The 24926-nt window shown below is 73.6% G+C and carries 24 protein-coding genes; 15 read left to right on the top strand and 9 right to left on the bottom strand.

What is annotated here, in order from left to right:
- Positions 1-5: 5 nt before the first annotated feature.
- Positions 6-2138 carry a prolyl oligopeptidase family serine peptidase gene (locus ACWC97_RS06575; protein WP_450647794.1) on the bottom strand — a complete coding sequence of 711 codons (2133 nt, stop codon included), beginning with the start codon at positions 2136-2138 and terminating at the stop codon, positions 6-8.
- A 189-nt stretch (positions 2139-2327) separates the two neighbouring features.
- Between ACWC97_RS06575 and ACWC97_RS06570 the strand changes: the two genes are divergently transcribed.
- From ACWC97_RS06570 to ACWC97_RS06535, 8 genes are all read left to right on the top strand, one after another.
- Positions 2328-2522 (top strand): hypothetical protein, encoded by a 195-nt coding sequence (locus ACWC97_RS06570; protein WP_352273294.1) that lies wholly within the window; start codon positions 2328-2330, stop codon positions 2520-2522.
- A gap of 65 nt (positions 2523-2587) precedes the next feature.
- Positions 2588-3487 carry an N-acetyl-1-D-myo-inositol-2-amino-2-deoxy-alpha-D-glucopyranoside deacetylase gene (mshB, locus tag ACWC97_RS06565; RefSeq protein WP_450647792.1) on the top strand — a complete coding sequence of 300 codons (900 nt, stop codon included), beginning with the start codon at positions 2588-2590 and terminating at the stop codon, positions 3485-3487.
- Positions 3484-3921 carry a DUF6113 family protein gene (locus tag ACWC97_RS06560; RefSeq protein ID WP_450647790.1) on the top strand — a complete coding sequence of 146 codons (438 nt, stop codon included), beginning with the start codon at positions 3484-3486 and terminating at the stop codon, positions 3919-3921. Before mshB ends, ACWC97_RS06560 begins: the two co-directional genes overlap by 4 nt.
- Before the next feature lie 176 nt (positions 3922-4097).
- The gene (locus ACWC97_RS06555; RefSeq protein ID WP_450647788.1) at positions 4098-6137 is read left to right on the top strand and encodes a peptidoglycan binding domain-containing protein; all 2040 of its coding nucleotides are present in this window, start codon (positions 4098-4100) and stop codon (positions 6135-6137) included.
- A 167-nt stretch (positions 6138-6304) separates the two neighbouring features.
- Positions 6305-7240 (top strand): ABC transporter ATP-binding protein, encoded by a 936-nt coding sequence (locus ACWC97_RS06550; protein ID WP_352273290.1) that lies wholly within the window; start codon positions 6305-6307, stop codon positions 7238-7240.
- The gene (locus ACWC97_RS06545; RefSeq protein ID WP_352273289.1) at positions 7237-7992 is read left to right on the top strand and encodes an ABC transporter permease; all 756 of its coding nucleotides are present in this window, start codon (positions 7237-7239) and stop codon (positions 7990-7992) included. The genes ACWC97_RS06550 and ACWC97_RS06545 overlap by 4 nt, the downstream gene beginning before the upstream one ends.
- Positions 7989-9164 carry a sensor histidine kinase gene (locus tag ACWC97_RS06540; protein ID WP_352273288.1) on the top strand — a complete coding sequence of 392 codons (1176 nt, stop codon included), beginning with the start codon at positions 7989-7991 and terminating at the stop codon, positions 9162-9164. Before ACWC97_RS06545 ends, ACWC97_RS06540 begins: the two co-directional genes overlap by 4 nt.
- A gap of 54 nt (positions 9165-9218) precedes the next feature.
- Positions 9219-9830: a response regulator transcription factor gene (locus ACWC97_RS06535; protein WP_352273287.1), complete on the top strand. Its 612-nt coding sequence runs from the start codon at positions 9219-9221 to the stop codon at positions 9828-9830.
- A gap of 29 nt (positions 9831-9859) precedes the next feature.
- On the opposite strand, the gene ACWC97_RS06530 is transcribed toward ACWC97_RS06535, so the two are convergent.
- The 3 genes from ACWC97_RS06530 to ACWC97_RS06520 all read right to left on the bottom strand — a co-directional run bounded on the left by ACWC97_RS06530 (position 9860) and on the right by ACWC97_RS06520 (position 12480).
- Positions 9860-11347, bottom strand: coding sequence for an FG-GAP-like repeat-containing protein (locus ACWC97_RS06530; RefSeq protein ID WP_352273286.1), 1488 nt, complete (start codon positions 11345-11347; stop codon positions 9860-9862).
- 124 nt (positions 11348-11471) lie between these two features.
- Complete coding sequence (locus ACWC97_RS06525; protein WP_352273285.1) at positions 11472-12191, bottom strand: class F sortase; 720 nt, start codon at positions 12189-12191, stop codon at positions 11472-11474.
- A 175-nt stretch (positions 12192-12366) separates the two neighbouring features.
- Positions 12367-12480, bottom strand: coding sequence for an MYXO-CTERM sorting domain-containing protein (locus ACWC97_RS06520; RefSeq protein ID WP_352273284.1), 114 nt, complete (start codon positions 12478-12480; stop codon positions 12367-12369).
- A gap of 27 nt (positions 12481-12507) precedes the next feature.
- Between ACWC97_RS06520 and ACWC97_RS06515 the strand changes: the two genes are divergently transcribed.
- From ACWC97_RS06515 to ACWC97_RS06505, 3 genes are all read left to right on the top strand, one after another.
- Positions 12508-13413 (top strand): hypothetical protein, encoded by a 906-nt coding sequence (locus ACWC97_RS06515; protein WP_450647784.1) that lies wholly within the window; start codon positions 12508-12510, stop codon positions 13411-13413.
- A 623-nt stretch (positions 13414-14036) separates the two neighbouring features.
- Positions 14037-16052 carry a translation factor GTPase family protein gene (locus ACWC97_RS06510; RefSeq protein ID WP_352273282.1) on the top strand — a complete coding sequence of 672 codons (2016 nt, stop codon included), beginning with the start codon at positions 14037-14039 and terminating at the stop codon, positions 16050-16052.
- 79 nt (positions 16053-16131) lie between these two features.
- Entirely contained in the window at positions 16132-16674 is a 543-nt protein-coding gene (locus ACWC97_RS06505) for a hypothetical protein (RefSeq protein WP_450647782.1), read from the top strand.
- Here the strand turns inward: ACWC97_RS06505 and ACWC97_RS06500 are convergent.
- Together ACWC97_RS06500 and ACWC97_RS06495 are read right to left on the bottom strand one after the other, a co-directional pair.
- A complete protein-coding gene (locus ACWC97_RS06500; RefSeq protein ID WP_450647780.1) occupies positions 16667-17506 on the bottom strand; it encodes a transglutaminase-like domain-containing protein in 840 nt (279 codons plus the stop codon). The two genes, ACWC97_RS06505 and ACWC97_RS06500, sit on opposite strands and share 8 nt — an antisense overlap.
- Positions 17507-17524: 18 nt before the next feature.
- On the bottom strand, positions 17525-18526 hold the full coding sequence (locus ACWC97_RS06495; RefSeq protein ID WP_450647778.1) for a GNAT family N-acetyltransferase: 1002 nt from the start codon (positions 18524-18526) through the stop codon (positions 17525-17527).
- Positions 18527-18643: 117 nt separating this feature from the next.
- Between ACWC97_RS06495 and fdxA the strand changes: the two genes are divergently transcribed.
- Both fdxA and dapC read left to right on the top strand, forming a co-directional pair.
- Entirely contained in the window at positions 18644-18964 is a 321-nt protein-coding gene (gene fdxA / locus ACWC97_RS06490; RefSeq protein ID WP_014048159.1) for a ferredoxin, read from the top strand.
- Between the two features lie 112 nt (positions 18965-19076).
- Positions 19077-20171 (top strand): succinyldiaminopimelate transaminase, encoded by a 1095-nt coding sequence (dapC, locus tag ACWC97_RS06485; protein ID WP_450647776.1) that lies wholly within the window; start codon positions 19077-19079, stop codon positions 20169-20171.
- A 66-nt stretch (positions 20172-20237) separates the two neighbouring features.
- Here dapC and ACWC97_RS06480 read toward each other — a convergent pair whose 3' ends face one another.
- Both ACWC97_RS06480 and ACWC97_RS06475 read right to left on the bottom strand, forming a co-directional pair.
- The gene (locus ACWC97_RS06480; RefSeq protein ID WP_450647774.1) at positions 20238-20609 is read right to left on the bottom strand and encodes an ATP-binding protein; all 372 of its coding nucleotides are present in this window, start codon (positions 20607-20609) and stop codon (positions 20238-20240) included.
- A gap of 310 nt (positions 20610-20919) precedes the next feature.
- A complete protein-coding gene (locus ACWC97_RS06475) occupies positions 20920-21879 on the bottom strand; it encodes a hypothetical protein (protein ID WP_450647772.1) in 960 nt (319 codons plus the stop codon).
- A 118-nt stretch (positions 21880-21997) separates the two neighbouring features.
- Here ACWC97_RS06475 and dapE point away from each other — a divergent pair, with 118 nt between their 5' ends.
- Both dapE and ACWC97_RS06465 read left to right on the top strand, forming a co-directional pair.
- Positions 21998-23077 carry a succinyl-diaminopimelate desuccinylase gene (dapE, locus tag ACWC97_RS06470; RefSeq protein ID WP_352278247.1) on the top strand — a complete coding sequence of 360 codons (1080 nt, stop codon included), beginning with the start codon at positions 21998-22000 and terminating at the stop codon, positions 23075-23077.
- Between the two features lie 102 nt (positions 23078-23179).
- Positions 23180-23929 carry an LOG family protein gene (locus ACWC97_RS06465; protein ID WP_352278249.1) on the top strand — a complete coding sequence of 250 codons (750 nt, stop codon included), beginning with the start codon at positions 23180-23182 and terminating at the stop codon, positions 23927-23929.
- 50 nt (positions 23930-23979) lie between these two features.
- Here the strand turns inward: ACWC97_RS06465 and folP are convergent, their stop codons facing one another.
- A complete protein-coding gene (folP, locus tag ACWC97_RS06460; RefSeq protein ID WP_352278251.1) occupies positions 23980-24852 on the bottom strand; it encodes a dihydropteroate synthase in 873 nt (290 codons plus the stop codon).
- Positions 24853-24926: the final 74 nt, after the last annotated feature.

Genomic DNA, 24926 nt, shown 5'->3' with positions numbered 1-24926 from the left:
GGTCCTCAGCCCCGGGGCGCCAGCGACCGCTTCAGGAAGTCGACCTGGAGCAGCAGCAGGTTTTCGGCCACCTGCTCCTGCGGCGTCATGTGGGTCACCCCGCTCAGCGGCAGCACCTCGTGCGGGCGCCCGGCCGCGAGCAGGGCGGAGGAGAGCCGGAGGGTGTGCGCCATCACCACGTTGTCGTCCGCGAGGCCGTGGACGATCATCATCGGCCGCACCTGCTCGGCGGCCCCGGAGAGCCCCTCGTCGGTGACGACCGAGTTGTACGCGTACACCTCGGGCTGCTCGGCGGGGTCGCCGAGGTAGCGCTCGGTGTAGTGGGTGTCGTAGAGCCGCTGGTCGGTCACCGGGGCGCCGACCACCGCCGCGTGGAAGACGTCGGGGCGCCGGGTGATGGCCAGGGCCGCCAGGTAACCACCGAAGGACCAGCCCCGGATCGCCACCCGGCCGAGGTCCAGCGGGAACCGGTCCGCGAGCGCGTGCACCGCCTCGACCTGGTCGTCCAGCGTGAGGAGCAGGTTGTTCTTGACCGCCTTCTCCCAGGCGGGCGAACGTCCGGGGGTGCCCCGGCCGTCGGCGACCACGACCGCGAAGCCCTGGTCGGCGAACCACTGCGAGGTGAGATGCGCGTTCTGCGCGGCGGCCACCCGCCGGCCGTGCGGCCCGCCGTACGGATCCATCAGGACCGGAAGCGGACCGTCCGACTCCTGGTACCCCGTGGGGAGCAGCACGGCGCACGGAATCCGCCGCGCGCCCCCCTCGGTGAGCTGTACCCGGGCGGAGATGACCGGTTCCTGCGCGTGGTTGGCCACGGTGGCGACGGGCTTTCCGTCCCGGAACACCCGGACCAGGGAGCCGGACCGCTCTAGGGTCTGCGAGGCCAGCACCGTCACCCCGCCCGCGCGGACCGCCGTGTGCACCCCGGGCTCCTCCGAGACCCGCTCCACGCCCAGTTCGTTGACCCGGTAGACATGGGTCTCGCCGATCTCCGGCGCGGCCGCCTCCTCACCGGCCGTGGCCGACACCAGGATGTCCGACTCCCCGATGTCCAGTACCGCCCTGAGCTGCAAGCGCGCCCCGGTCAGCGGCCGGTCGCCGACCGCGAGCACCCGGGCACCGGCCTCGTCGGCGATCCGCACGAGCTGTCCGTCCGGCGTCCAGGCGGGCACGCCGGGGTAGATTTCCAGCCACACCGGGTCCTCGTCCGCGTGCACCGTCCGGGTCCGCCCGGTCTCCGGGTCCACCGCGAGGTACAGATGGCCGCGCTGGTCGCGGGACTGCACCAGCAGCAGCGGCGCCCCGCCGGACGACCAGTGCACCTGGGCCAGGTACGGGTGGCTCGTCCGGTCCCAGACCACCTCGGTCCGGGCGCCGTCCAGACCCACCACGAAGAGCCGCACCTCGGCGTTGGGCGTCCCCGCCGCCGGGTACGCGATCTCGGCCGGCCGCCGCTCCGGATGGGCCGGGTCCGCGATCCACCACCGCCGCACCGGGCTGTTGTCGACCCGGGCCACCAGCAGCCGGTCCGACTCCGGCGACCACCAGAAGCCCCGCGACCGCTGCATCTCCTCGGCCGCGATGAACTCCGCGAGGCCGTACGACACCTCGTCCGCCTCCGGCTCGGCGAGGGCCCGGTCGCCCTCCCCCTCCACGTCGACGACGCGCAGCGCGCCCTTGGACACATAGGCGATGTGTCGTCCGTCCGGTGCGGGCCGGGGGTCGATCACCGGGCCCGGAACGGGCAGCGCACGTGCCGTACCCGACCGCAGCCCGGCGACGTAGACCTTCCCGGAGAGGGCGAACGCCGCCAGCTCGACGGCCGCGTCCACCGCGTAGCCGACGATCCCCGAGGAACCCTCGCGGCTGCGCTCGCGGCGCGCCCGCTCCTGCGCGGAGAGCCGCTCCGCCGAACCGCCCAGCAGGGCCACCGGATCGGCGACCACCCGTTCCCGCGCCTCCCCGTCCCGGGGCAGGTCCAGCACCCACAGCCGGCCGGAACGATCGGTTCCGGACTCCGAACGGAGGAAGACCACCCGTTCCCCGTCCGGCGAGACGGTGAAGGAACGGGGGGCGCCGAGCGTGTACCGCATGGTCCTGGCGTGCTGACGGGGGAACGAGATCCGCTGTGAAGTCATACGTCGAAACCTAGTCGCCGACCGATCGGTCGGGGAGTGCCACCCGGCCGGGCGTGCGCCCCTCGTGCTGCCGTGCACCGATCAGTGCCTTTCCACGGATAGTTATGATCCGTAGCGCTTGGTGGGTAGGAAACCTGCTGGCTCCATGTGTGCTGCCCGTTTCGACCGTACTGATGGAGGTGAACCGCCGTGGCACTCTCGATTTCCGTGGTGGTGCTGCTGGCGATCGTCGTCTTCCTGCTGATCCGGAAATCCGGACTGAAGGGCGGACATGCGGTGGTCTGCGCACTGCTCGGCTTCTACCTCGCCAGCTCGTCGATCGCGCCGAGCATCTCGAACCTGACCTCGAACGTGGCGGGGATGATCGGCAGCCTCAAGTTCTGAGGCCCGGCCCGTCGACGGCGGGTGCGCGGGCGGGGACCGGGGGGCCCGGCTCGTAGGCTGGTCCCATGACGGACCTCCCTGCCAGGCGCCTCCTCCTGGTGCACGCGCACCCCGACGACGAGTCGATCAACAACGGCGCCACCATGGCCATGTACGCGGCCCAGGGTGCCCGGGTCACCCTGGTGACCTGCACACTCGGTGAGGAGGGCGAGGTCATCCCGCCCTCGCTCGCCCATCTCGCGGCCGACCGGGACGACACCCTGGGCCCCTACCGCCAGGGCGAACTCGCCGCCGCGATGAAGGAGCTGGGGGTCACCGACCACCGGCTCCTCGGCGGCCCCGGCCGCTACCGCGACTCCGGGATGATGGGCACCGCGCAGAACGACCGCCCGCACGCCTTCTGGTCGGCCGACGTGGACGAGGCCGCCGGACACCTGGTGGAGGTCGTCCGTGAGGTCCGCCCCCAGGTGCTGGTCACCTACGACCCCGACGGCGGCTACGGCCACCCCGACCACATCCAGGCCCACCGCGTCGCGATGCGCGCGGCCGAGCTCGCCGCCGACCCCGCGTACCGTCCCGGTGACGGCGCCCCGCACACCATCGCCAAGATCTACTGGAACCGGGTGCCGCGCACCGTCGCCGAGGAGGGCTTCGCCCGCCTCCGAGAGACGGCGCCGGACGCCTTCCCCGGCATCGCCGCCCTCGACGACGTACCGGGCGTGGTGGACGACTGCCGGATCGCCGCGGCCATCGACGGTACGGCTCACGCCGCCGCGAAGAGCGCCGCGATGCGCGCCCACGCCACCCAGATCGCCGTCGACGGGCCCTTCTTCGCCCTCTCCAACGACCTCGGGCAGCCGCTCTTCACCACCGAGTACTACGAGTTGGTGCGCGGCGACCACGGGGCGCCGCGGGGGACCAGGGAGGACGACCTGTTCGCGGGTCTGACGGGAGCGGAGCGATGAGCGACGACGGCAGGAAGCGACGCGCACCTGCCCCGGCCCCCGCCGCCACCGGTCTGGCCGCCCCCCTCAACCCCGCCCGGATCGCCGCCTACGCGGGCCTCGCCGTGCTCGGCGCACTCGTCGGGATCGCCGGGACGCTGGTCCAGGCCGCCTGGTTCCCCGGCGGGCTGCTGCTGGCGCTGCTGGGCGCGGCCGGGCTCTTCCTCGGCGGCCGGCTGGTCTTCGGCACCCAGCTCGGGGCGCTGGCCCCCGTCGCAGGATGGCTGATTACCATCTTTGTTCTGCTGGGCGGGCGTCCGGAGGGCGACTACGTCTTCGGCGACGAACTGGGCCTCGGCCTCTACCTGCTGGGCGGGATGGCCGTCGCTGTGATCTGTGCCACCATGTCGCGGGTGCCCCGACCGGGCGCCGGAAGCGTCCGGTCCGGCAAGTAAAGTGCCACGTCCGATCCCTTGGGCCGTATCCGGCCGAGCGGGGGACGGGCAGCCGTTTCCCCCGGTCGCGGGGTGGCCGTCGGCTGCGGCCAGTATGGTGGTGCGCGCGCCGAGCCGTCCCCAGGCCCACGGCATGGGGGAAGTACGGGCGGCGGAGCCAATCGGGAGAACCTGCTTTGAGTCGTGAAACTGACAGTACGTCCTCCGGGCCCCAGGGGCGCGGGGGCGCCGCGTACCCTTCGGGGACGCCGCCGTACGGATCACGCCAGTATCCGTCGTCGAACCCTTCGCAGGACGCCCCGGAGGGGGGCCCGGAGGCCACCGACGCGTCCCGGGCCGACGAGCCCAGGACCGAGACGACGCTGACGACGCGGATCCGGATCAACATCCCCGGCTCGCGCCCGATCCCGCCCGTCGTCATGCGTACGCCCGTGGGGGAGGCCGACGGTACCGACGCCGAGCGCACGGGCAGCGTTCCGCGCCCCGCGGACGCGCCGGACGCCTCCGGCGCCGCCCCGGCCGCCGAGGCCCGGACGGCCGCCCCGGCGGCGGAGCCCGCCGAGAAGCCGGCCCGGGAGAAGAGCGGCAGCGACTGGTTCGCCCCGCGCAAGCCCCTCGCGAACACCCCGGCGGCCGGCACCCCCGTCGTCGGCGGTACCCCGGCGGCCGGTACGCCCGTCGTGGGCGGGGGCGAGGGCGCCACGAGTGCGTCCGCCCCGGCCCGCCCCGACCTGCCGTACTTCTCGGACGGCCCGCAGCGCACGGACGGTCAGGGCGCGCCCCGGCCCGACGACTTCGGCGGTCAGCGCCCCACCCCCGACCTCGGGGTGCGCACGCCCGGCCCCGCCGGGCCCACCACGGGACCGGCCACCGGCACCTCCGCGCTCACCCCGGACCTCGACGGCCCGAAGGGCCCCCGCCCCCTCGGCGTCCCGGGCGGTCCGGTGCCCCGGCTGTCGGACGACACCGCCGTGCTGACCCCGCAGTTCGCGGGTCCGGCGCCCGCCGGACCCGGTGGCAACGTGCCGGGCGGCAACGTGTCCGGTGACACGCTCAACAGCGGCATCCCCGCCGTGCCGCCGGAGCGCCGGACGGCGTCCCCGTTCCCGGGCGGCCCCGACGGGGTCCGTGGCGAGCCGTCCCCGGGCGGCCTCGGCGACCCGATGGGCACCGGCCCGGCGGGGCCCGGCGGCCCGGCCGTACCGGCGCCCGCCCCCCGGCCCGAACCGGCCTCCGCGCCCGCGAAGAAGAAGGGCCGCTCCAAGCTGGTCCTCCTCGGCGCGGCCGTGGTCGGCCTGCTCGGAGTCGCGTACGGCGCCGGGCTGCTGATGAACCACTCCGACGTGCCCAAGGGCACCACGGTCCTCGGCGTCGACATCGGCGGCGGCACGAAGGAGGAGGCCGCCACCAAGCTGGACGCCGCCCTCGGCAAGCGCGCCGTGGCCCCGCTCCAGCTCTCCGTGGACGGTCGCAAGACCGAGCTCGCGCCCGACAAGGCCGGGCTCGCCCTGGACAGCCAGGAGACCGTGCGCGCCGCCGCGGGCAGCGACTACAACCCGGTCTCCGTCATCGGCTCCCTCTTCGGCACCAAGCGCGCCGTCGACCCGGTGATCCCGGTCGACGAGGAGAAGCTCGGCGTCGCGCTGACGGACCTGGCGGGCGTCTCCGGCTCCGCCAACGACGGCACGATCAAGTTCGAGCCCGACAAGGCCGTCGCCGTCCCCGGGAAGTCCGGCAAGTCGCTGGACGTCGCCCGGTCGATGAACTCGGTGCGCGACGCCTACCGGGCCCAGGTGCAGACCGGCCGCTCCAAGGTGGTCGAACTCCCCGTCGGCACCCACGAACCCACCATCGACCAGGCCGAGCTGGACCGGGCGATGAAGGAGTTCGCACAGCCGGCGATGTCGGGCCTGGTCACCATCAAGGCGGGGGCCAAGCAGATCCAGTTCGGCCCGGCCCGGTCGCTGCCGCAGATCCTCTCCATGGTCCCGGTCAAGGGCAAGCTGGTACCCCGGTACGACTCGAAGGCCATCGACACCCTCTGCGACGGCGTCTTCGACGGCATCATGGTCACCGGCGACGACGGCAAGAAGCGTCAGCTCGACGCGGGCGACGTGGCCAACGCGATGCAGAAGGCGCTGCTCGGCAAGACCCCCGCCGAGCGCACCGCCGTCATCGCCCTCGACGGGACGGGCGGCACGGGCGCCACCGGCTGACCGGAGCCCGCACCCCTGGCACGTACCCACCGCCGCCCCGGCCGGACCCTCCGGCCGGGGCGGCGGCACAGGTCCGGCCGACGCGCGTGCCGGGCATGACATCTGTCATGCCGAATCCACGAGGAACGGCTCTGCCGCGGGCACCCGTGCTCCGCGACGCTGGATCCATGACGACGACAGCCGACGAGGCCACCGGAGCGAGGACCGCCGCGGTCCGCTTCATGCAGGTCAGCAAGACGTACGGAGAGGTGCGCGCCGTCGACGGGCTCACCCTCGAACTGCACCCCGGCGAGACCGTGGCGCTCCTCGGCCCCAACGGCGCGGGCAAGTCCTCCACCCTCGACCTGCTGCTCGGCCTGCGCACCGCCGACTCCGGCAGCGTCGAGGTCTTCGGCACGACCCCGCAGGACGCCATCGCGGCGGGCCGGGTCGGGGCGATGCTCCAGAGCGGCGGGCTGATGGAGGACGTGACGGTCGGGGAACTGGTCGGCCTCGCCTGCGCCCTGCACCCCCGCCCCCTCCCGGTGGCGGAGGTGCTTTCCCGGGCGGGGCTCGCCCAGATCGCCGGACGGATGGTCAACAAGCTCTCCGGCGGCCAGGAACAGCGGGTCCGCTTCGCCCTCGCCACGGCCGGCGCCAACGACCTGATCGTCCTCGACGAGCCGACCACCGGCATGGACGTCACGGCCCGCCAGGCCTTCTGGGCCACCATGCGCGAGCAGGCCGAGCAGGGCCGTACCGTCCTGTTCGCCACCCACTACCTCGAAGAGGCCGACGCGATCGCCGACCGGGTGCTCGTCCTGCACAAGGGGCGCCTGCTCGCCGACGGCACCGCCGCCGAGATCAAGGCGCGGGCCGGGGCCCGCCGGATCTCCTTCGAGCTGGAGGGTCCGGTCGACGAGGCCGCCCTGCGCGGCCTGCCGCACCTCTCCACGCTCGACGTCACCGGCAACCGGGTCCGCATCCAGTCGCACGACGCCGACGCCACGGTCCAAGCCGTCTACCGGCTCGGCCTCTACCCGCGCGCGCTCGAAGTCGCCGGACTGGGCCTGGAGCAGGCCTTCGTCGCCATCACCGAGGCCGAGGAGGCCAGGACCGCATGACGAAGCTCTTCTCCGGGGCCCTGATCAGGCTCGAAGTGACCCGCACCCTGCGGAACAAGAAGTTCATGTTCTTCTCGGTCATCTACCCCTCGGTGATCTACCTGCTGATCTCCGGCACCCGGAACACCACCGACCGCGTTCCGCACACCGACCTCACCTTCCAGGCCTTCTTCATGGTCTCGATGGCCTCCTTCGGCGCGCTGACCGCCGTCCTGATGGGCAACAGCGAGCGCATCGCCAAGGAGCGGGAGAAGGGCTGGGTCCGCCAACTGCGGCTCACCGCGCTGCCCGGCCGGGGCTACGTCCTCGCGAAGATCGCCGGCGCCGCGATCGTCACCCTGCCCTGCATCGTGGTGGTCTTCCTGGTGGCCGCCGCCGTCAAGCACGTACGGGTGGAGACCTGGCAGTGGTTCGCGCTGGGCGGCGTCATCTGGGCCGGTTCGCTGGTCTTCGCCGCGCTCGGGGTGGCCATCGGCTACCTGGCCAGCGGGGACGCGGTCCGCCCGGTCACGATGATCATCTACTTCGGGCTCTCCATCCTCGGCGGCCTCTGGATGCCCAGCGCCACCTTCCCGCAGTGGCTCCAGAACATCGCCGAGTGGCTGCCCACGCACGCGTACGCTTCTCTCGGACAGGCGATCGAGATGGGCGGTTCGCCGCACGGCAAGGACGTCGCGATCCTCTGCGCCTACTTCGTGGTCTTCGCGGGCGGTGCGGCCTGGCTCTACCGGAAGGACACCCTGAAGGCGTGAACGACGACGAGACGTCCGTGGGGATCGGACGCCCGCCCACCAACCGCGGACAGCGATGGATCAAGCTGCTCTGGGTCGGCATCTGGCTCGCGTTCATGAGCGCGCCCGTCAGGGACCTGACCGACGGCGGCCACACCCCGTGGGCGACGGCGCTCGGCGCCCTCGGTCTGCTCGCCTTCGTCGGCGCCTACCTGCTCCTGGTCCTGCGCCGCACCCCCCGGGACGGCAACGACCGCGGCGCCCACGCCGCCATCGCCTTCCTCGGCGGACTCGCCGCCCTGCTGACCCTGACGCTCGGCCCCTCCTGGCTGGTCCTCTTCGTCTACGTGGCGGTTTCGGCCGGCGCCACCCTCCCGCTGCGGACGGCCGCGTGGCTGATCCCCGCCGTCACGGCGGTCCTGGTCGGCCTGGGCCTGACCGCCGACCACCCGCGCGAGATCATCACCGCGCTGGTCTTCCCGGCACTGCTGGGCGGCTTCTCCATGACGGGTGTACGGCAGCTGATCCGTACGACGATCGAGCTGCGCGAGGCCCGCGCCACCGTCGCCCAGCTCGCCGCCAACGAGGAGCGGCTCAGGCTCGCCCGCGACCTGCACGACCTGCTCGGCCACTCGCTCTCCCTGATCACCCTCAAGAGCGAGCTGGCGGGCCGGATGCTGCCCGCCCACCCGGAGCAGGCGGCCGCCCAGGTGGCGGACATCGAGAAGGTGAGCCGCCAGGCCCTGATCGACGTACGGAGCGCGGTCACCGGCTACCGCCGCCCCACCCTCCCCGGCGAACTGGCCGGCGCGCGCACGGCGTTGGCCGCCGCCGGTGTCACCGCCGACGTCCCGGCCGAGGTGCCCGGCGACCTGCCGGAGAAGGCGGAGGAGGTGCTCGCCTGGGCGCTGCGCGAGGCCGTCACCAACGTCGTACGCCACAGCAGGGCCAAGCGGTGCGCCGTCGCCCTCACCCCGCGCCAGACCCTGGACGGCCCGGTCCTCGAACTCACCGTCGCGGACGACGGGGTGGGCCCCTCGGGCAGCAAGCCGGGCAACGGCCTCACCGGCATCGGCGAACGCCTCGCGGCGGTCGACGGCACGCTCACCACCTCGGCGTCCGGCCCGGGGCAGGGGCCCGGCCGGGGCAAGGGCTTCACCCTGACCCTGAGCGTCCCGCTCGCTTCCGCCTAGTACGAGTCCGGCCGTGATCCGCCGGCCCCGCCCTCAGGTCCTAGGATCCACGGAATGAGCATGATCAGACTTCTTCTGGCCGAGGACCAGTCCATGGTGCGCGAGGCCCTCGCGGCGCTGCTCGGCCTGGAGCCGGACATCGAGGTGGTCGCCCAGGTCGCGCGGGGCGACGAGGTGCTGGAGGCGGCCAGGGCGCACGACATCGACGTGGCGCTCCTGGACATCGAGATGCCGGGCATGACGGGGATCGACGCGGCGGCGCTGCTGCGGCGCGAACTCCCGGCCGTGAAGCTCGTCGTCGTCACCACCTTCGGCCGCCCCGGCTATCTGCGCCGGGCCATGGAGTCGGGCGCCGACGCCTTCCTGGTGAAGGACGCCCCGGCCGCCCAACTGGCCGAGGCGGTACGGAAGGTGCTGGCGGGGGAGCGGGTCATCGATCCCACGCTCGCGGCCGCCGCCCTCGCCGACGGGGCGAGCCCGCTCACCGAACGCGAGCGGGACGTCCTGCGCACGGCGGCGGACGGCTCCACCAACGCGGAGATCGCCGCCGCCCTCCACCTCTCGCAGGGCACGGTCCGCAACTACCTCTCCACGGCCATCCAGAAGCTGGCCGCCCGCAACCGCGCGGAGGCGGTCCGCATCGCCCGCGAGAAGGGCTGGCTGTAGGGCCCCGGTCCCGCTCGCGGGCGCAGGCGTCAGTGCGTCAGGTACTGGCTGAACATGGACGGCCCGGTCGGGGCGCCGAGGGTGGCCGCACCGAACGAGGCGGAGCCCTGGGCGACGATCCCGGTGGCGTCCGTACGGAAGGTCCACAGGGCGCCGTGCGCCGAGTTCTCCGACGGGTCGCCGACCACCATCTCCGTGCGGCCCGCGCCGTCGTGGTCGCCCAGCGCCAGCGCCTCGCCGAACTGGTCGCCCGCCTCGGCGACCCCCGGCACCCCGGCCGTGTACTGGCCGAACTCCTTGGAGCCCGCGCCGCTCACGCCCTGCGGCCCGCCCTTGAGGACCAGGACCCGGCCGGCCTCGCCGATCCCGTTGATCCGCTCACCGGGCAGACCGGTGGCGATGTCCGGGTAGCCGTCGCCGTCCGTGTCGCCCAGCGCCAGGCTGTAGCCCATCCGGTCGTGGTACTCGGCGGTCCCGGAAACGCCCTCGGTGTCCTGGTTGATCCAGACGGGCGCGCGGCCCGTGCCGACCCCGCCCGGTCCGCCGTACGCGATGAAGAGCGCACCGCCCTTCTTCGCCGGGGGGTCCACCTGCGCCCACTCGTCGGCCCGCCCGATCACGAGGTCCCCGTGGCCGTCCTGGTCCAGATCGGCGATGCCCGCCGAGTCGCCGCCGACCGGGGCCCCGTCGGCGTCCAGGATCTCGACCGGGGCGGCGAATCCGCCGGTGCCGCTGCGCAGCAGGTACGTGTGCTGCTGCCACGGGTCGTCCGGGCCGAAGCCGAGGATCACCAGATCGTCCGCGCCGTCTCCGGTCAGGTCGCCGAGCGCGATCGTGGAGGTGTCGAGCACGGCCGTGCCGTCGACCGAGAACGCGTCGGCCCGGCTCCACGCCCCGGTACGGGTGAACGGCCCGTGCAGCACATGGCCGCCGCGCCGCATGTCGCCCACCGCGATGTCGGGGCGGCCGTCGCCGTCCACATCACCGACGGCCAGGTCACCGGTGCCGTCCACCTGGTCGCCGGGGACCGGCTTCAGCAGGGTGGCACTCGCGGAAAGCCCGGAGGGACCGCCCCAGTTGACGGCCAGCACGGTGCCCTGGTCGCCGTCGGTGGTGGTCGCCCAGAGGCGGCCGACGAGATCCGCGTATCCGTCGCCGTCCAGGTCGGCGGCGCGCAGGCCGGTGCCGTAGCGGGCGTCGCCGGGCTGCTTGATGCCGGGGCGGTTCGGCCAGGTCAGCACCTGCTTGCGGGTGGGGGTGAGGCCGCCGGGCCCGCCGTACAGGACGCTCACCGCGCCCGCGCCCTCAAAGCCGCCGACGCTGGCCATGGGGGCGCCCACGGCCACGTCCGGGTAGCCGTCGCCGTTGAAGTCGTCGTGCAGCCGCTCGGCGCTCGGCGCCTTCGTGTCCGGCGCCTTCGCGGTGGCGGCGTGGCCGGCCGGGGCGGCCAGGGCTCCGGCGAGCAGGGCGATTCCGGTCGCCAGCACCAGCCTGCGGTGGGGGGAAAGAGCGGGCACGTCGATCAACTCCGGTGCTCGGTACGTGGGTCGGGGCAGTACGGAAGCGGGTTCCGTACTGCCCCGTTCGACCTCGCGGCTCGGTGGATGGTTGTGCGGGCCGCCGTCCCGGACGGCCGCCGGGTCAGCCCTTCGTGTAGCTGTCGAGGTGGGCGAAGACGACCACGTTGTCCTCGTAGTCCTTGACGGTCTTGTTGTAGTTGCCGCCGCAGGTGATCAGGCGCAGGTCGGCGAAGTCGCTGTCGGAGTAGACCAGGTCGTTCGGGAAGTCCGCCTTGCTGTACTGCCGTACGCCGTCGACCTTGAAGACCGCCACCGAGCCGTCGGCGCGGGTGATGTCGACCTCGGCCCCGGGCTGGATGGTCTGGAGCGGGAGGAACACGGCCGGGCCGGTCTTCGTGTCGACGTGTCCCGCCACGATGGACGTGCCGCGCTCACCCGGACTGATGCCGTCCTTGTACCAGCCGACGAGGTTCTTGTCGTCCGGCGGCGGCGCGTCCAGCTGGCCGTTGGCGCCGAGCGCGAGGCCGGTGAACGGCGCGTCGATGCCGAGAGAGTCGATCTCCAGCCGGGTCGGCTCGGAACGGGACATCGACGGGCCGACGGGGGCCTTCGGCGTCATCGCGGGGGCGGGGGCGGCGTGGTGGCCGAGGATCTCGGGGGAGGGGGACGAGATGGCCACCGGCGGGGCCGTCCGGCTGCTGCTCACCGGGGTGCCGAAGGAGTTGTAGATCAGGACCATGCCGAGCCCGGCCGCCAGGGCGGGCCACATCAGGGCCCGGACCAGTGACGAACGGGGCGAGGGCCGGGCGGGGGTGGAGTCGGTCGACTTCGGGGCGGCCATGTGAACGTGCCTTTCGATTGTGCGGCGAGGAAGAGAGGCGGCGTCGTACGGGCGGTACGGCGGTACGGGGAGGCGACGGCGGACCGGCCCCCCGGGGGAAACGCAGCCGCCGCGACCGCCACCCCGAGGGGCGGCGGCCGCGACAACGAAACGACTGGCGGGAGAGGTGGCCCGGTCAGGCCATCGCACCGCCCGTGGACTGGCGGCGGCGCAGCTTGTACGCGCCGACGCCGAGACCGCCGAGCAGGAGCGCCGAGCCGGCGGCCATGCCGCCACCGGTCATCGCCATGCCGCCACCGCCGGTGTGGATGCCACCGTGCGGGCGGCCGTGCTCGCCACGGCCACCACGGTCGCCGTGACCCCGGTCGCCGCCACGCCCGTGGTCGCCGCCACGGTCGCCGCCGTAGCCGCCCCGGTCGCCACCGCGGTCACCGCGGTCGCCACCGTCGTCGGGGCCGTTCTCACCGGCGACCGCAGCGGCCATGAAGCCGCCACCGGTGTGGATGCCGCCGTGGGGACGGTCGTGGTCGCCACGGCCGCCGCGGTCGTGGCCGCCGCGTCCGTGGTCGCCGCCGCGTCCGCCGCGGTCTCCACCGCGGTCGCCGCCGTAGCCACCGCGGTCGCCGCCGCGGTCGCCGCCGTCGTCCGGGCCGTTCTCGCCGGCCACGACGGAGGCCATGAAGCCACCGCCGGTGTGGATGCCGCCGTGGGGACGGTCGTGGTCGCCACGGCCGCCGCGGTCGTGGCCGCCGCGTCCGTGGTCGCCGCCGCGTCCACCGCGGTCTCCACCGCGGTCGCCGCCGTAGCCACCGCGGTCGCCGCCGCGGTCGCCGCCGTCGTCCGGGCCGTTCTCTCCGGTGATCACGCGGGCCATGAAGCCGCCACCGGTGTGCATGCCGCCGTGCGGGCGGCCGTGCTCGCCACGGCCACCACGGTCTCCGTGGTCACCGCCACGACCACCACGGTCCCCGTGGTCGCCGCCGCGGCCGCCGCGGTCGCCACCGCGGTCGCCACCGCGGTCGCCGTGGTCACCGCCGCGGTCTCCGTGGTCGCCGCCCCGCGAGGACGAGTAGCCGTTGTCGTGGCCCGAGTCGCCGGACGTCGCCATGGCGTAGGCGGCCGGGCCGGTGATGGCGAGAACCGCTGTGACAGCGGCCGAAGCGAACAGTGTGCGGGCAGAGCGCATCTGAACACATTCCTTCCGTGCAACTGCGCAGAGTGACTGGTTGTCGACTCAATGTGGCGCAGTGGCGACGTGATCCACCGTCAGTCGGAATGCCGGTGCGCGCCATCGGAGAGAGCCGCCAGGGAGCCGGCGCGTGGGCTCTTCGGGTGGTGTGGGGCCGATAATCACCCGTTGGACTGCACGGCGGCGGTGCGGGAGGTTTGGGCGGCGGGCCGCCACTCGTTTGCCGCGCCCGATTCGCCGCCCGAAACGCCCCGCGCGCCCCGTACGCTCCCTCCGGCGGCCGTCAACACGCGTTTGCCCAGCGGTAATTGACGCGCGATCCGTGGATCGCCCCCGGACCACGACGCGTCCCGCCGCACCCGGGCCCCGCGCCCGCTCCGCCCCCGGAGCGTCACCGATCCGCCTCCCGGACGGCCTCTGAGGGCCCGACGCGCCGCAACGCCGCTTCCTTGCTTCCGGCGCCCACAGGTGTGCGGAGCGACGACGGCGGGGCCGACCGGGGGCCGGAGCCGCGCCCGGTAAAACCGGTTGTGCGGCGATCCGGCGCCCTGCTCTACTCGTCGCCGGCAACGACCGACCCAAGGAGCGGATCATGCGCGGAACTCCCATGTTCATTCAGGCGGGAATCATCACCGACTTCGAATACATGGAGATTCGTGCACACGCTGAACCTCGGAATCCTGGCGCATGTCGACGCGGGTAAGACGAGCCTGACGGAGCGACTGCTCCATACCGCCGGAGTCATCGACGAAATCGGCAGCGTCGACGACGGCAGCACCCGGACCGATTCCCTGGCGTTGGAACGGCAGCGCGGCATCACGATCAAATCCGCCGTGGTCTCGTTCGCCGTCGGGGACACCACGGTCAATCTGATCGACACCCCCGGGCACCCCGATTTCATCGCCGAGGTCGAGCGCGTGCTGAACGTGCTCGACGGCGCCGTCCTGGTCGTTTCGGCCGTGGAGGGCGTACAGGCGCAGACCCGCGTGCTCATGCGGACGCTGCGGCGCCTGCGCATCCCGACGCTCGTCTTCGTGAACAAGGTCGACCGGGGCGGCGCGCGGGATGGGGCCGTGCTGCGGGCCGTCGCCGGAAAGCTCACCCCGGCCGTCCTCGCCATGGGCCGCGTCGAGCAACCCGGCACCCCCGGCGCCCGCTGCGTGCCGTACACCGGCGCCGACACCGCCCACACGGACCGGCTCGCCGAACTGCTCGCCGACCACGACTACACGCTGCTGGCCGCGTACGTCGAGGACACCGGGCCGCTCCCGTACCACCGGCTCCGCGAGGAGCTGGCCGCGCAGACCGGGCGGGCCCTGGTGCATCCGGTGTACTTCGGTTCCGCGATCACCGGCGCCGGGGTGGACGCCCTGGTCGACGGGGTCAGGGAGCTGCTCCCCGCGAGCCGGGGCGACGCCGCAGGGCCGGTCTCGGGCACGGTCTTCAAGGTGGAGCGCGGACCGGGCGGCGAGCGGACGGCCTACGTACGGATGTTCTCCGGCACCGTCCGGCTCCGCGACCGGCTGCCCTTCGGCCGGGACGACCGGCGCGCCGAGGCCAAGGTGACCGGGATCGACCTCTTCGACCAGGGCTCCGCCGTACGCGGCACGGAGGTCGGCGCGGGCCGGATCGCGAGGCTCCGGGGGCTCGACGGCATCCGGATCGGCGATCCGGTCGGCCTGCCGGACGCGTCGGTTCCGGACCGCTGGTTCGCGCCGCCCACGCTGGAGTCCGTCGTCGTCCCGGTTCCCCCGGCGGGCCGGGGTGAGCTGCACGCCGCGCTCGCCCGGCTCGCCGAGCAGGACCCGCTGATCGACCTGCGGCAGGACGACGTCCGCAGGGAGGTGTCCGTCTCGCTCTACGGCGAGGTGCAGAAGGAGGTGGTCCAGGCGACGCTGGCCGACGAATTCGGAATCGGCGTCACCTTCCGCGAGACCACCACCATTTGCCTGGAACGGCCGAACGGCACCGGCGCGGCGCACGAGATCATCGACGAGGGCGACAATCCCTTTCTGGCGACCGTGGGACTGCGGGTCGATCCCGCACCGGCCGGGAGCGGCAATTCCTACCGGCTGGAGGTGGAACTCGGATCGATGCCCTCGTCCCTGATGAGGGCGGTGGAGGAAACCGTGCGGGAGACCCTGGAACAGGGACTCCACGGCTGGCGGGTCACCGACTGCGTCGTCACCCTGACACACTCGGGATACTGGCCCCGCCAGAGCCATTCCCACGCGACCTTCGACAAGAGCATGTCGAGTACCGCGGGCGACTTCCGCAATCTGACCCCGCTAGTGCTGATGGAAGCCTTGCGGCGGGCCGGCACCACCGTCCACGAGCCGATCCACCGGTTCCGGCTGGAGCTGCCCGCGGAGCTGCTCGGCCCGGTGCTGCCGGTACTCGCCCGGTTGCGGGCCGTCCCGGGCACACCCGCCCCGCACGGCGACGTCTGCGTGCTGGAGGGGGAGATCCCGGCGGCCGGGGTCCATGGGCTCCAGCAGCTGCTGCCGTCCCTGACCCGGGGCGAGGGGGTGCTCGAATCCGGCTTCGCCCGCCACCGGCCCGTCGTCGGCACACCCCCGGACCGGCCGCGCACCGACCGCGATCCGCTCCACCGCAAGGAGTACCTGCTGCGCACCACGCGCGGGGTCGCCGCCGGTGCGGACCCGCGCTGACCAGCCAGGACACCCCTTAGGATCGGTCCGGGCCGCACGGGTGGGCGGCCCGGACCGATCGACGGGGAGTGAGCGGCCGATGGCCATGGTGGGCCTGTTCTGGATAGCCGAGGGCGATGTCTACCTGGGCGCGAAGCCGTCCGGCCCGGCCCCCGGGGTGCGGCTGACGCCCGAAGGCGTGCTGGGTCTCGGCGAGGGGCAGTCCAGCCTTCTCCTCTGGGAGGACGTGACGGCCCTGACCGTGGCCGACGTCCCCATGAAGTCCCTGCTGCGGCAGGCCGGGATCGTCGGGGGAGTGGCCGTGGAGACGGTGCTGAACCTGGTCCTGCCCGAGCGCCCGCTCCGGTCGGGCGAGGCGCCGCCGCTGATGACGCTGCGGGTGGAGTCGGGCGGCTCCGGGCGCCTGCTGCACGCGTACGCCGCCGCCGCGGCCGGCTACTCCGAGACCGAGACCGCCCTCTCCGGGGCCGTCCTGTCCCGGCTCACCGAGGGCGCCGCGACGATGTCCACGACCCTGGCCGCCATGGCGGAGTGGGGCCGCGCCGAGGGCGGGGCGCCCCGGAGCGCCGAACGGGAACGCCTGCTGCGCCGGTGGGCCGACCAGGGGTCCGGAACTAGTTGAGCAGCGACCGGGCCGCCCGGGCCCGGTGACGGATCGCCTCCGCCGCCACGGGCTCGACCCCGTCGACCACGTCCGCGTACTCCTCCATCTCCGCCGCACCCCGCAAGAACTGCCCGCTCTGTACGAGGAGTTGGGCCCGTTCGTAGCGGAGCCGGGCCGGGTGCGAGGGGAGCCGCAGAGACAGGTCCACCGCCCACAGCGCCACGTCCGTACGCTCCGGCCGGGTCGCCGCCCAGACGCGGACGTTGTTCAGGATCCGCCCCACGATGTCCAGGGTCCGCGCGGGCTCCAGCACCGAGGCGTCGAGCGGCCGGCCGGTCGCCCCCGCCGCCAGCAGCTCCGCGTCCTGGCCGGTCATCGGCCGTCCGCCGTCGAACGGATCGGCCAGCACCCGCTCGTCCGGATCGCCGAAGCCGACGACGAAATGGCCGGGCAGCGCCACCCCGTACACCGGGGCGCCCGCCCGCCGCGCGACCTCGATCCACACCACCGACAGCAGGATCGGCAGCCCGCGACGCCTGCGGAGCACCGTGTGCAGCAACGACGACTCCAGCCGCCGGTAGTCCGCCGACGACCCCGCGAAACCGCACCGCTCACCGAGCAGCTCGGCCAGCGCCGACGCCCAGGCCCGGCCGCCCCGGATCCCGTACGGCAGCCGCCCCGCCAGCTCGTCCAGCTCGATCTGCGCCGCGTCGATCCCGTGCGCGTCCAGCCCCGGATCGGCCACCGCGCCCAGCAGCAGGCAGAGCAGCGCCAGGTCCGGGCGCTCGGCCCGCGCCTCCTCGGCGAACTGCCGGAACCACTCCTCCCGCCCCTCGGCCTCAGCACACATGGCAGCCGCCCGCCCCGCTCACGCCGACCGGAAGTGGTGGTAGAGGTGGTGCACCGCGAAGCCCATGCCGTCGTACAGCGCCCGCGCCCCCGGGTTGTCCTGCTCCACCTGGAGCCACGCCACCGAGGCGCCCTCCGCCAGGGCCCGGCGGGCGAGCGCGGTCATCACGGCGGTGGCCAGCCCCCGGCGCCGCTGCGCCGGATCGACCTCGACGGCCATGAAACCGGCCCACCGCCCGTCCACCACGCACCGCCCGATCGCGGCGGGCGGCGCGCCCTCCTCGTCGCCGGGCACCGAGGCGAACCACACCGAGGGCCCGCCGCGCAGCACCGCGAGGACGTGCGGCCCCGGGGCGGAGGCGCGCTGGTAGCGGGCGAGCCAGCTCCCGTCCGGCTCCCGGTCCAGCCGTACCGCGGACACCTCCGCGTCCAGGTCGCCGACCGGGGCCAGCCCGGCCACCCGCACCTCCGCCGTCACCTCGCGGCGCCAGCCGCGCCCGGTCAGCTCGGCGGCGAGCACCTCCTGGGTGCCCTCGGCGCCGGTCGCGACCTGCATGTACGGGGGCAGTCCCCGGCGCCCGTACCACTGGCGCACGTGGGCGAGGGCCTCGTCGAGCGGGCGGCCGGGATCACCGAGCGGCAGGACGGAGTTGGCCCGTCGGGTGAAGCCGTGCGCGGAGCGCAGCCGCCAGTCGCCCAACGGCTCGCTCTCCACCGGCTGCCAGGCGCGGGCACCGGCCGCGGTCAGCTCCTCGAAGGAGGCCGCCGGGCCCCGCCGCCGTGCCGGGGCCGCGGGCACCACCTTGCCCGCCGCCAGATCCGCCTCGGCGATCCGGACCGGCTCACCGTTCCTGGGTGTGATCGAGAGCACACCGTCGTCCCACGATGTGAGAACGCCTACCGTGTCGGTGAAGAGCGCCTTTTGTGATCCACTCTCGTACATACGCCGGACTGATACGCGTTTGCCCACGTCAGCAGGTGTGATTCGGACCGTGAGCTGTCCGCCGATGGTGAATTCCACAGCTCTGTACGCCCCTCCTGTTCGGTTCGTGCCCCGGAACGGAGATACTAGGGGCGGGCATCGACGACGCCGCGCTCCCGCGCGAGAGCCAACGCCCTACCGAGGAGGAACGACAGCGTGACCTACGTCATCGCGCAGCCTTGTGTCGACGTCAAGGACAAGGCCTGCATCGAAGAGTGCCCCGTCGACTGCATCTACGAGGGCCAGCGGTCCTTGTACATCCACCCGGACGAGTGTGTCGACTGCGGAGCCTGCGAGCCGGTCTGCCCGGTCGAGGCGATCTTCTACGAGGACGACACCCCGGAGGAGTGGAAGGACTACTACAAGGCGAACGTCGAGTTCTTCGACGACCTCGGGTCGCCCGGTGGTGCTTCCAAGCTCGGCCTGATCGAGCGTGACCACCCGTTCGTCGCCGCGCTCCCGCCGCAGAACCAGTAGCAGGCGGCCGCCAGGTGCGCCGCCCCGGTCCCGCACGGCTCGTCACCGTGCGGGACCGAGGCGTTTTCAGCCCCGTACGAGACGTACCAGACGTACGAGAAAGCAGAGATCCGTGTCCGCAGTCTCCTCCCGCCTCCCGGTCTTCCCCTGGGACAAGCTCACGCCCTACAAGACGACGGCCGAGGCCCATCCGGACGGCATCGTGGACCTGTCGGTCGGAACGCCCGTCGACCCGGTGCCCGGGCTGATCCAGCGGGCGCTGGTCGCCGCCGCGGACAGCCCCGGCTATCCGACGGTGTGGGGGACCGCCGAGCTGCGCGACGCGATCACCGGCTGGCTGGAGCGGCGGCTCGGCGCACGCGGGGCCGGCCACGAGAACGTCCTGCCGGTCGTCGGCTCCAAGGAGCTGGTGGCCTGGCTGCCGACCCAGCTGGGCCTGGGCGCGGGCGACAAGGTGGCCTACCCCCGGCTCGCCTACCCGACGTACGAGGTGGGCGCCCGGCTCTGCGGCGCCGAGCCCGTCGTCTACGACGACCCGACGGAGCTGGACCCGGCCGGGCTGAAGCTGCTCTGGCTGAACTCGCCGTCGAACCCGACCGGCCGGGTCCTGCCCAAGGAGGAGCTGACCCGGATCGTGGCCTGGGCCCGCGAGCACGGGGTGCTGGTCTTCAGCGACGAGTGCTATCTGGAGCTGGGCTGGGAGGCCGAGCCGGTCTCCGTCCTCCACCCGGACGTCTGCGGCGGCACGTACGAGGGCGTCGTCGCCGTCCACTCGCTGTCCAAGCGCTCCAACCTGGCCGGGTACCGCGCGGCCTTCGTCGCGGGCGACGCGGCGGTCCTGGGCGAGCTGGTGAAGATCCGCAAGCACGGCGGCATGATGACCCCGGCCCCGGTCCAGGCGGCGGCGGTCGCGGCGCTCGGCGACGACGCGCACGTGGCCGAGCAGCGGGCCCGGTACGCGGAGCGGCGCACCGCCCTGCGCGGCGCGCTGGAGGCGCACGGCTTCCGTATCGAGCACAGCGAGGCCAGCCTCTACCTGTGGGCGACCCGCGACGAGCCGTGCTGGCAGACCGTGGCGTACCTGGCGGAGCTCGGCATCCTGGTGGCGCCGGGCGACTTCTACGGCCCGGCCGGCGACCGCTTCGTCCGGGTGGCGTTCACGGCCACGGACGAGCGGGTGGCGGCGGCCGTCAAGCGGCTGGCCTGATCCGTCCCGTACGCGAGGGGGCCCCGGGAGTGCGCACTCCCGGGGCCCCCTCGCGCAGGAAACGGATCAGCCGAGCGGGAGGCCGCCCTGGGTGGCGGCACCGGCCGCGTTGCCGAGGAGCTGGCCCGCGGTACCGGCGGCGCCACCGGCCGCCTTCTGCACGGTCGGGGCGGCGCCGCCGACGGTCCGCTGCGCGGCCGGGAGGGCCGTACCGACGAGGCGGCCGCCGGTGTCGCCCGCGACCCGGTTGCCCTGCTTGGCCGCACCGTCGACCGTCTTGCCCAGCTGGGAGCCGTCGACGCTGGTCAGGCCACCGAGGTCCTGGGTCTGCGGGAGCTCGGCGGCGCCCGCGGCTCCGGCCGCACCGACCACGGGGGCCGCGCCTGCGGCGATCAGCAGCGCGGCACGGGCGATCCGGCGGGTCAGGGGGAGGGACATGATGCTCCTTCGGCGGAGTGAGAAATGAGTCTGTCCGTTGATCGGACGCAATGACAACCGTCGAAAGGGCGGGGGAGGTTGCGGTGGGCCAAGGTAAAGAGTAGGTAATGCGACGCGCGGTCCGCGCCGGAGGAAACCGGGCGAACGCGGCATTCCCGCGAGGCGTGGCGAACCGTCACTCCACCGCTCCCGCAAGGGAACCCGTGAACCGTCGCGCGAGGGCGGGAGGGGTGCGCGAGGGGGCGCTCGAAACGGACCGGAGCACACCCCTCGGGCGACCTTGCGAACCCCCGTTCGGTACGGGGGTGGTCTACGGTGCGAGCCGGATCCGGACGTCTGTTCCGCCCGTGTCGTCGCGCTCCGTCCGCCAGCCCGCCCCGGCCTCCCACACCCGGCCCCCGTACGAGACCCGGTCCAGCCGGAGCGCCTCGGACTGGGCGACCGCCCAGTGCGCGAGCTCCCAGCCGCGCCGGTCCGCGCCGCCGTTCCCGGCGTCCTTCCCGGAGCCCTCCGCGGACTCCGGGGCCGGGGGAACCGGCACCGAGACGATGCCGGCCGCCGTGGAGCCGGCCGCGCCCGCGCCCTCCGCGGGCGCCTTGTCCGCGGCCGGCAGCACGTCCTTGCCGAAGGCGCGCACCAGCTCCGCGCGCACCTTAGCCGGGTCGGCACCGGCGGCCGTGGCCCGGGGCGGCGAGCAGTTCAGCGCGGCGGGCGTACGGCCGGTCAGCGCCGCGGACAGCAGGGCCGCGTCCGGCTCGTGCTTCGCGTACGCCTGGGGGTAGCCGCTGCGCTGGACCCGCTGCGCGGCGACCGTCAGCGGAAGCCGCGAGTAGCCGGGGACCTCGGCGAGGTGGCGGTAGAACTCCCCGGCGGAGTAGACCGGGTCCAGGATCTGCTTCCCGGTGCCCCAGCCCTGCGAGGGGCGTTGCTGGAAGAGCCCCAGCGAGTCCCGGTCGCCGTGCTCGATGTTGCGCAGCCCGGACTCCTGGAGCGCGGTCGCCAGCGCGATCGTCACGGCGCGCTCCGGCATCCCGCGCGAGGTGCCGACCGCCGCGATCGTCGCCGCGTTGACGGCCTGCTCCGGGCTCATCCGGAACGTCCGCCGCTCGCCCGCCGAGCCGTCGGCGGACTCCACGACGCAGCCGTCGACGACCTTGCTGCTCGTTATGTACTGCACGGTCATGTAGCCGCAGAGCGCGGCGAGAACGACGAGTGCGGCAGTGATGCGCGCGAGACGGCTGCGACGGGTGGGGGAGGTGGTCCGGGGCACGCGCCCACCGTACTGGAGAGTCCGCCCGGGCTCCGAGGGCCCGGGGACCCTGTTCGGGAACGCAGGGCCCATGTTCCGGGGCAGCACCGCCCAAGTCCGGTCCTTTAGGGTCGGTCCCATGCCCGAAACCACACTTGACCTCACCCTCGACGGCCCGGCGCTCACCGCCCGGCTCGTCGACCTCCCGTCGGTCAGCGGTCAGGAGAAGGACCTCGCGGACGCCATCGAGGCCGCCCTGCGCCCCCTTCCGCACCTGACCGTCGACCGGTACGGCAACAACGTCGTGGCCCGGACGAACCTGGGCCGGGCCGAGCGGGTGGTGCTCGCCGGGCACATCGACACCGTGCCGATCGCCGACAACGTGCCCTCCCGGCTCGACGACGACGGGGTGCTGTGGGGCTGCGGCACCTCCGACATGAAGTCGGGCGTCGCCGTCCAGCTGCGGATCGCCGCGACCGTGCCCGAGCCCAACCGCGACCTCACCTTCGTCTTCTACGACAACGAGGAGGTCGCCGCGCACCTCAACGGGCTCGGCCACATCGTCGACGCCCACCCCGACTGGCTCGCGGGCGACTTCGCGATCCTGCTGGAGGGCTCCGACGGGGAGGTCGAGGGCGGCTGCCAGGGCACCCTGCGGGTCTTCCTCCGTACCGAGGGCGAGCGCTCCCACTCCGCGCGCAGCTGGATGGGGTCGAACGCCATCCACGCCGCCGCCCCGATCCTGGCCCGGCTCGCCGCCTACGAGCCGCGCCGCCCGGTCATCGACGGGCTCGAATACCGCGAGGGCCTGAACGCGGTCCGGATCGAGGGAGGCGTCGCCAACAACGTCATCCCGGACGCCTGCACCGTCGTCGTCAACTTCCGGTACGCGCCCGACCGGAGCCCCGAGGAGGCGCTGGCCCACGTCCGGGAGGTCTTCGCGGACTGCGGCGTCGCCGAGTTCACCGTCGACGACCACTCGGGCGCGGCGATGCCGGGCCTCTCCCACCCGGTGGCCCGCGCGTTCATGGCGGCGGTGGGCGGCACCGCCCGGCCCAAGTTCGGCTGGACGGACGTCTCCCGCTTCGGCTCCCTCGGCATCCCCGCGGTCAACTACGGACCGGGCGACCCGCTGTTCGCCCACAAGCGGGACGAGCACGTGCGGACCGAGCGGATCACCCACTGCGAGGAGCGGCTCCGCTCCTGGCTCACCGCCTGACCCACCGCATTCCCCCGCCCGTAACCTCCGGCGATCTACCCTGACCTGACCAGGGGCGGCCGTCGCCCGACGGCCGCCCATCGTCGTCGGAGGGAGCAGGTCATGGGCAACCCCGAGGGAACGCGCGTCCCCGAGGAACAGCGGCTCGGACCGGTACTGCGCCGCAGGGAACAGGTGCAGCCCGGCACCACCGACCAGCGGCTGCTGGACACCGAGGGCGACTCCGAGTGGGTCCACACCGACCCCTGGCGGGTGATGCGCATCCAGTCGGAGTTCGTCGAGGGGTTCGGCGCGCTGGCCGAACTGCCGAGCGCGATCAGCGTCTTCGGCTCGGCCCGCACCCGGCCCGACGGGCCCGAGTACGAGGCGGGCGTACGGATCGGCAAGGCCCTGGTCGAGGCCGGGTTCGCGGTGATCACCGGCGGCGGTCCGGGCGCGATGGAGGCGGCGAACAAGGGCGCGCGGGAGGCGAAGGGCGTCTCGGTCGGCCTCGGCATCGAGCTGCCCTTCGAGTCCGGCCTCAACCCGCACGTCGACATCGGCGTCAACTTCCGCTACTTCTTCGTCCGCAAGACGATGTTCGTGAAGTACGCCCAAGGGTTCGTCGTGCTGCCCGGCGGCCTCGGCACGCTGGACGAGCTCTTCGAGGCCCTCACCCTGGTCCAGACCCGCAAGGTCACCCGTTTCCCGATCGTGCTGTTCGGCACGGCGTACTGGAGCGGGCTGGTCGACTGGCTGCGGGACACGGTGGTGGCCCAGGGCAAGGCGTCCGAGCACGACCTGCTGCTGTTCCACGTCACGGACGACGTGGACGAGGCGGTCGCGCTCGTCACCAAGGAGGTCGGCCGGTAGGCGGCGCGGGGACCGTCGCGGGAGCGGCGGTCCCGGCCCCGGCGCGCTTGTCAGGCGAGGCCGCGCCGGGCGACGGCGGGCTCCCGGTGCCCGGCGATGGACGCCACCATGTCCAGCACCTGCCGGGTCTCGGCCACCTCGTGGACCCGGTAGACCTGCGCGCCCAGCCAGGCGGACACGGCCGTGGTCGCGAGCGTTCCGATGACCCGCTCCTTCACCGGCCGGTCCAGGGTCTCGCCGACGAAGTCCTTGTTGGACAGGGAGACGAGAACCGGCCATCCGGTCTCCGTCATCTCGCCGAGCCGGCGGGTCGCCTCCAGGGAGTGCCGGGTGTTCTTCCCGAAGTCGTGACCGGGGTCGATCATGATCCCGTCGGGCCGCACCCCGAGCGCCACCGCCCGCTCGGCCAGCCCCACCGTCACCCGCAGGATGTCCGCCATCACGTCGTCGTACGCGATCCGGTGCGGCCGGGTACGCGGCTCGGCGCCGCCCGCGTGCGTGCAGACCAGACCGGCCCCGTACCGCGCGGCGACCTCCGCGAGCTTCGGGTCGACGCCGCCCCAGGCGTCGTTCAGCAGGTCCGCCCCGGCCTCGCAGACCGCCTCGCCCACGTCGTGGCGCCAGGTGTCGACGCTGATCACCACGTCCGGGTGGCGGCGGCGCACCTCCGCGACGAAGCCCACCGTGCGGCGCGCCTCCTCCTCGGCGGTGACCTCCTCGCCGGGGCCCGCCTTCACCCCGCCGATGTCGACGATCGCCGCACCCTCCGCGACCGCCTGCTCGACCCGGGCCAGCGCCGGTTCGTCCCGGAAGGTGGCGCCCTGGTCGTAGAAGGAGTCCGGGGTACGGTTCACGATCGCCATGATCACCGGCTCGTGCGCACCGAACTCGCGCCGCCCCAGCCTGAGCGCACCGCTTCGCATCCGGGTCTCTCCTCTGCTCCGTCGCCCGTGGGTCGCCTGTGACCCTAAGCGATCGGGGAGCGCCGCAGGGCCGG

The organism is Streptomyces sp. NPDC001108 (assembly GCF_053598535.1).
The sequence above is the reverse complement of the archived record's forward strand: the minus strand, read 5'-3'. Positions and strand labels throughout refer to the sequence as shown.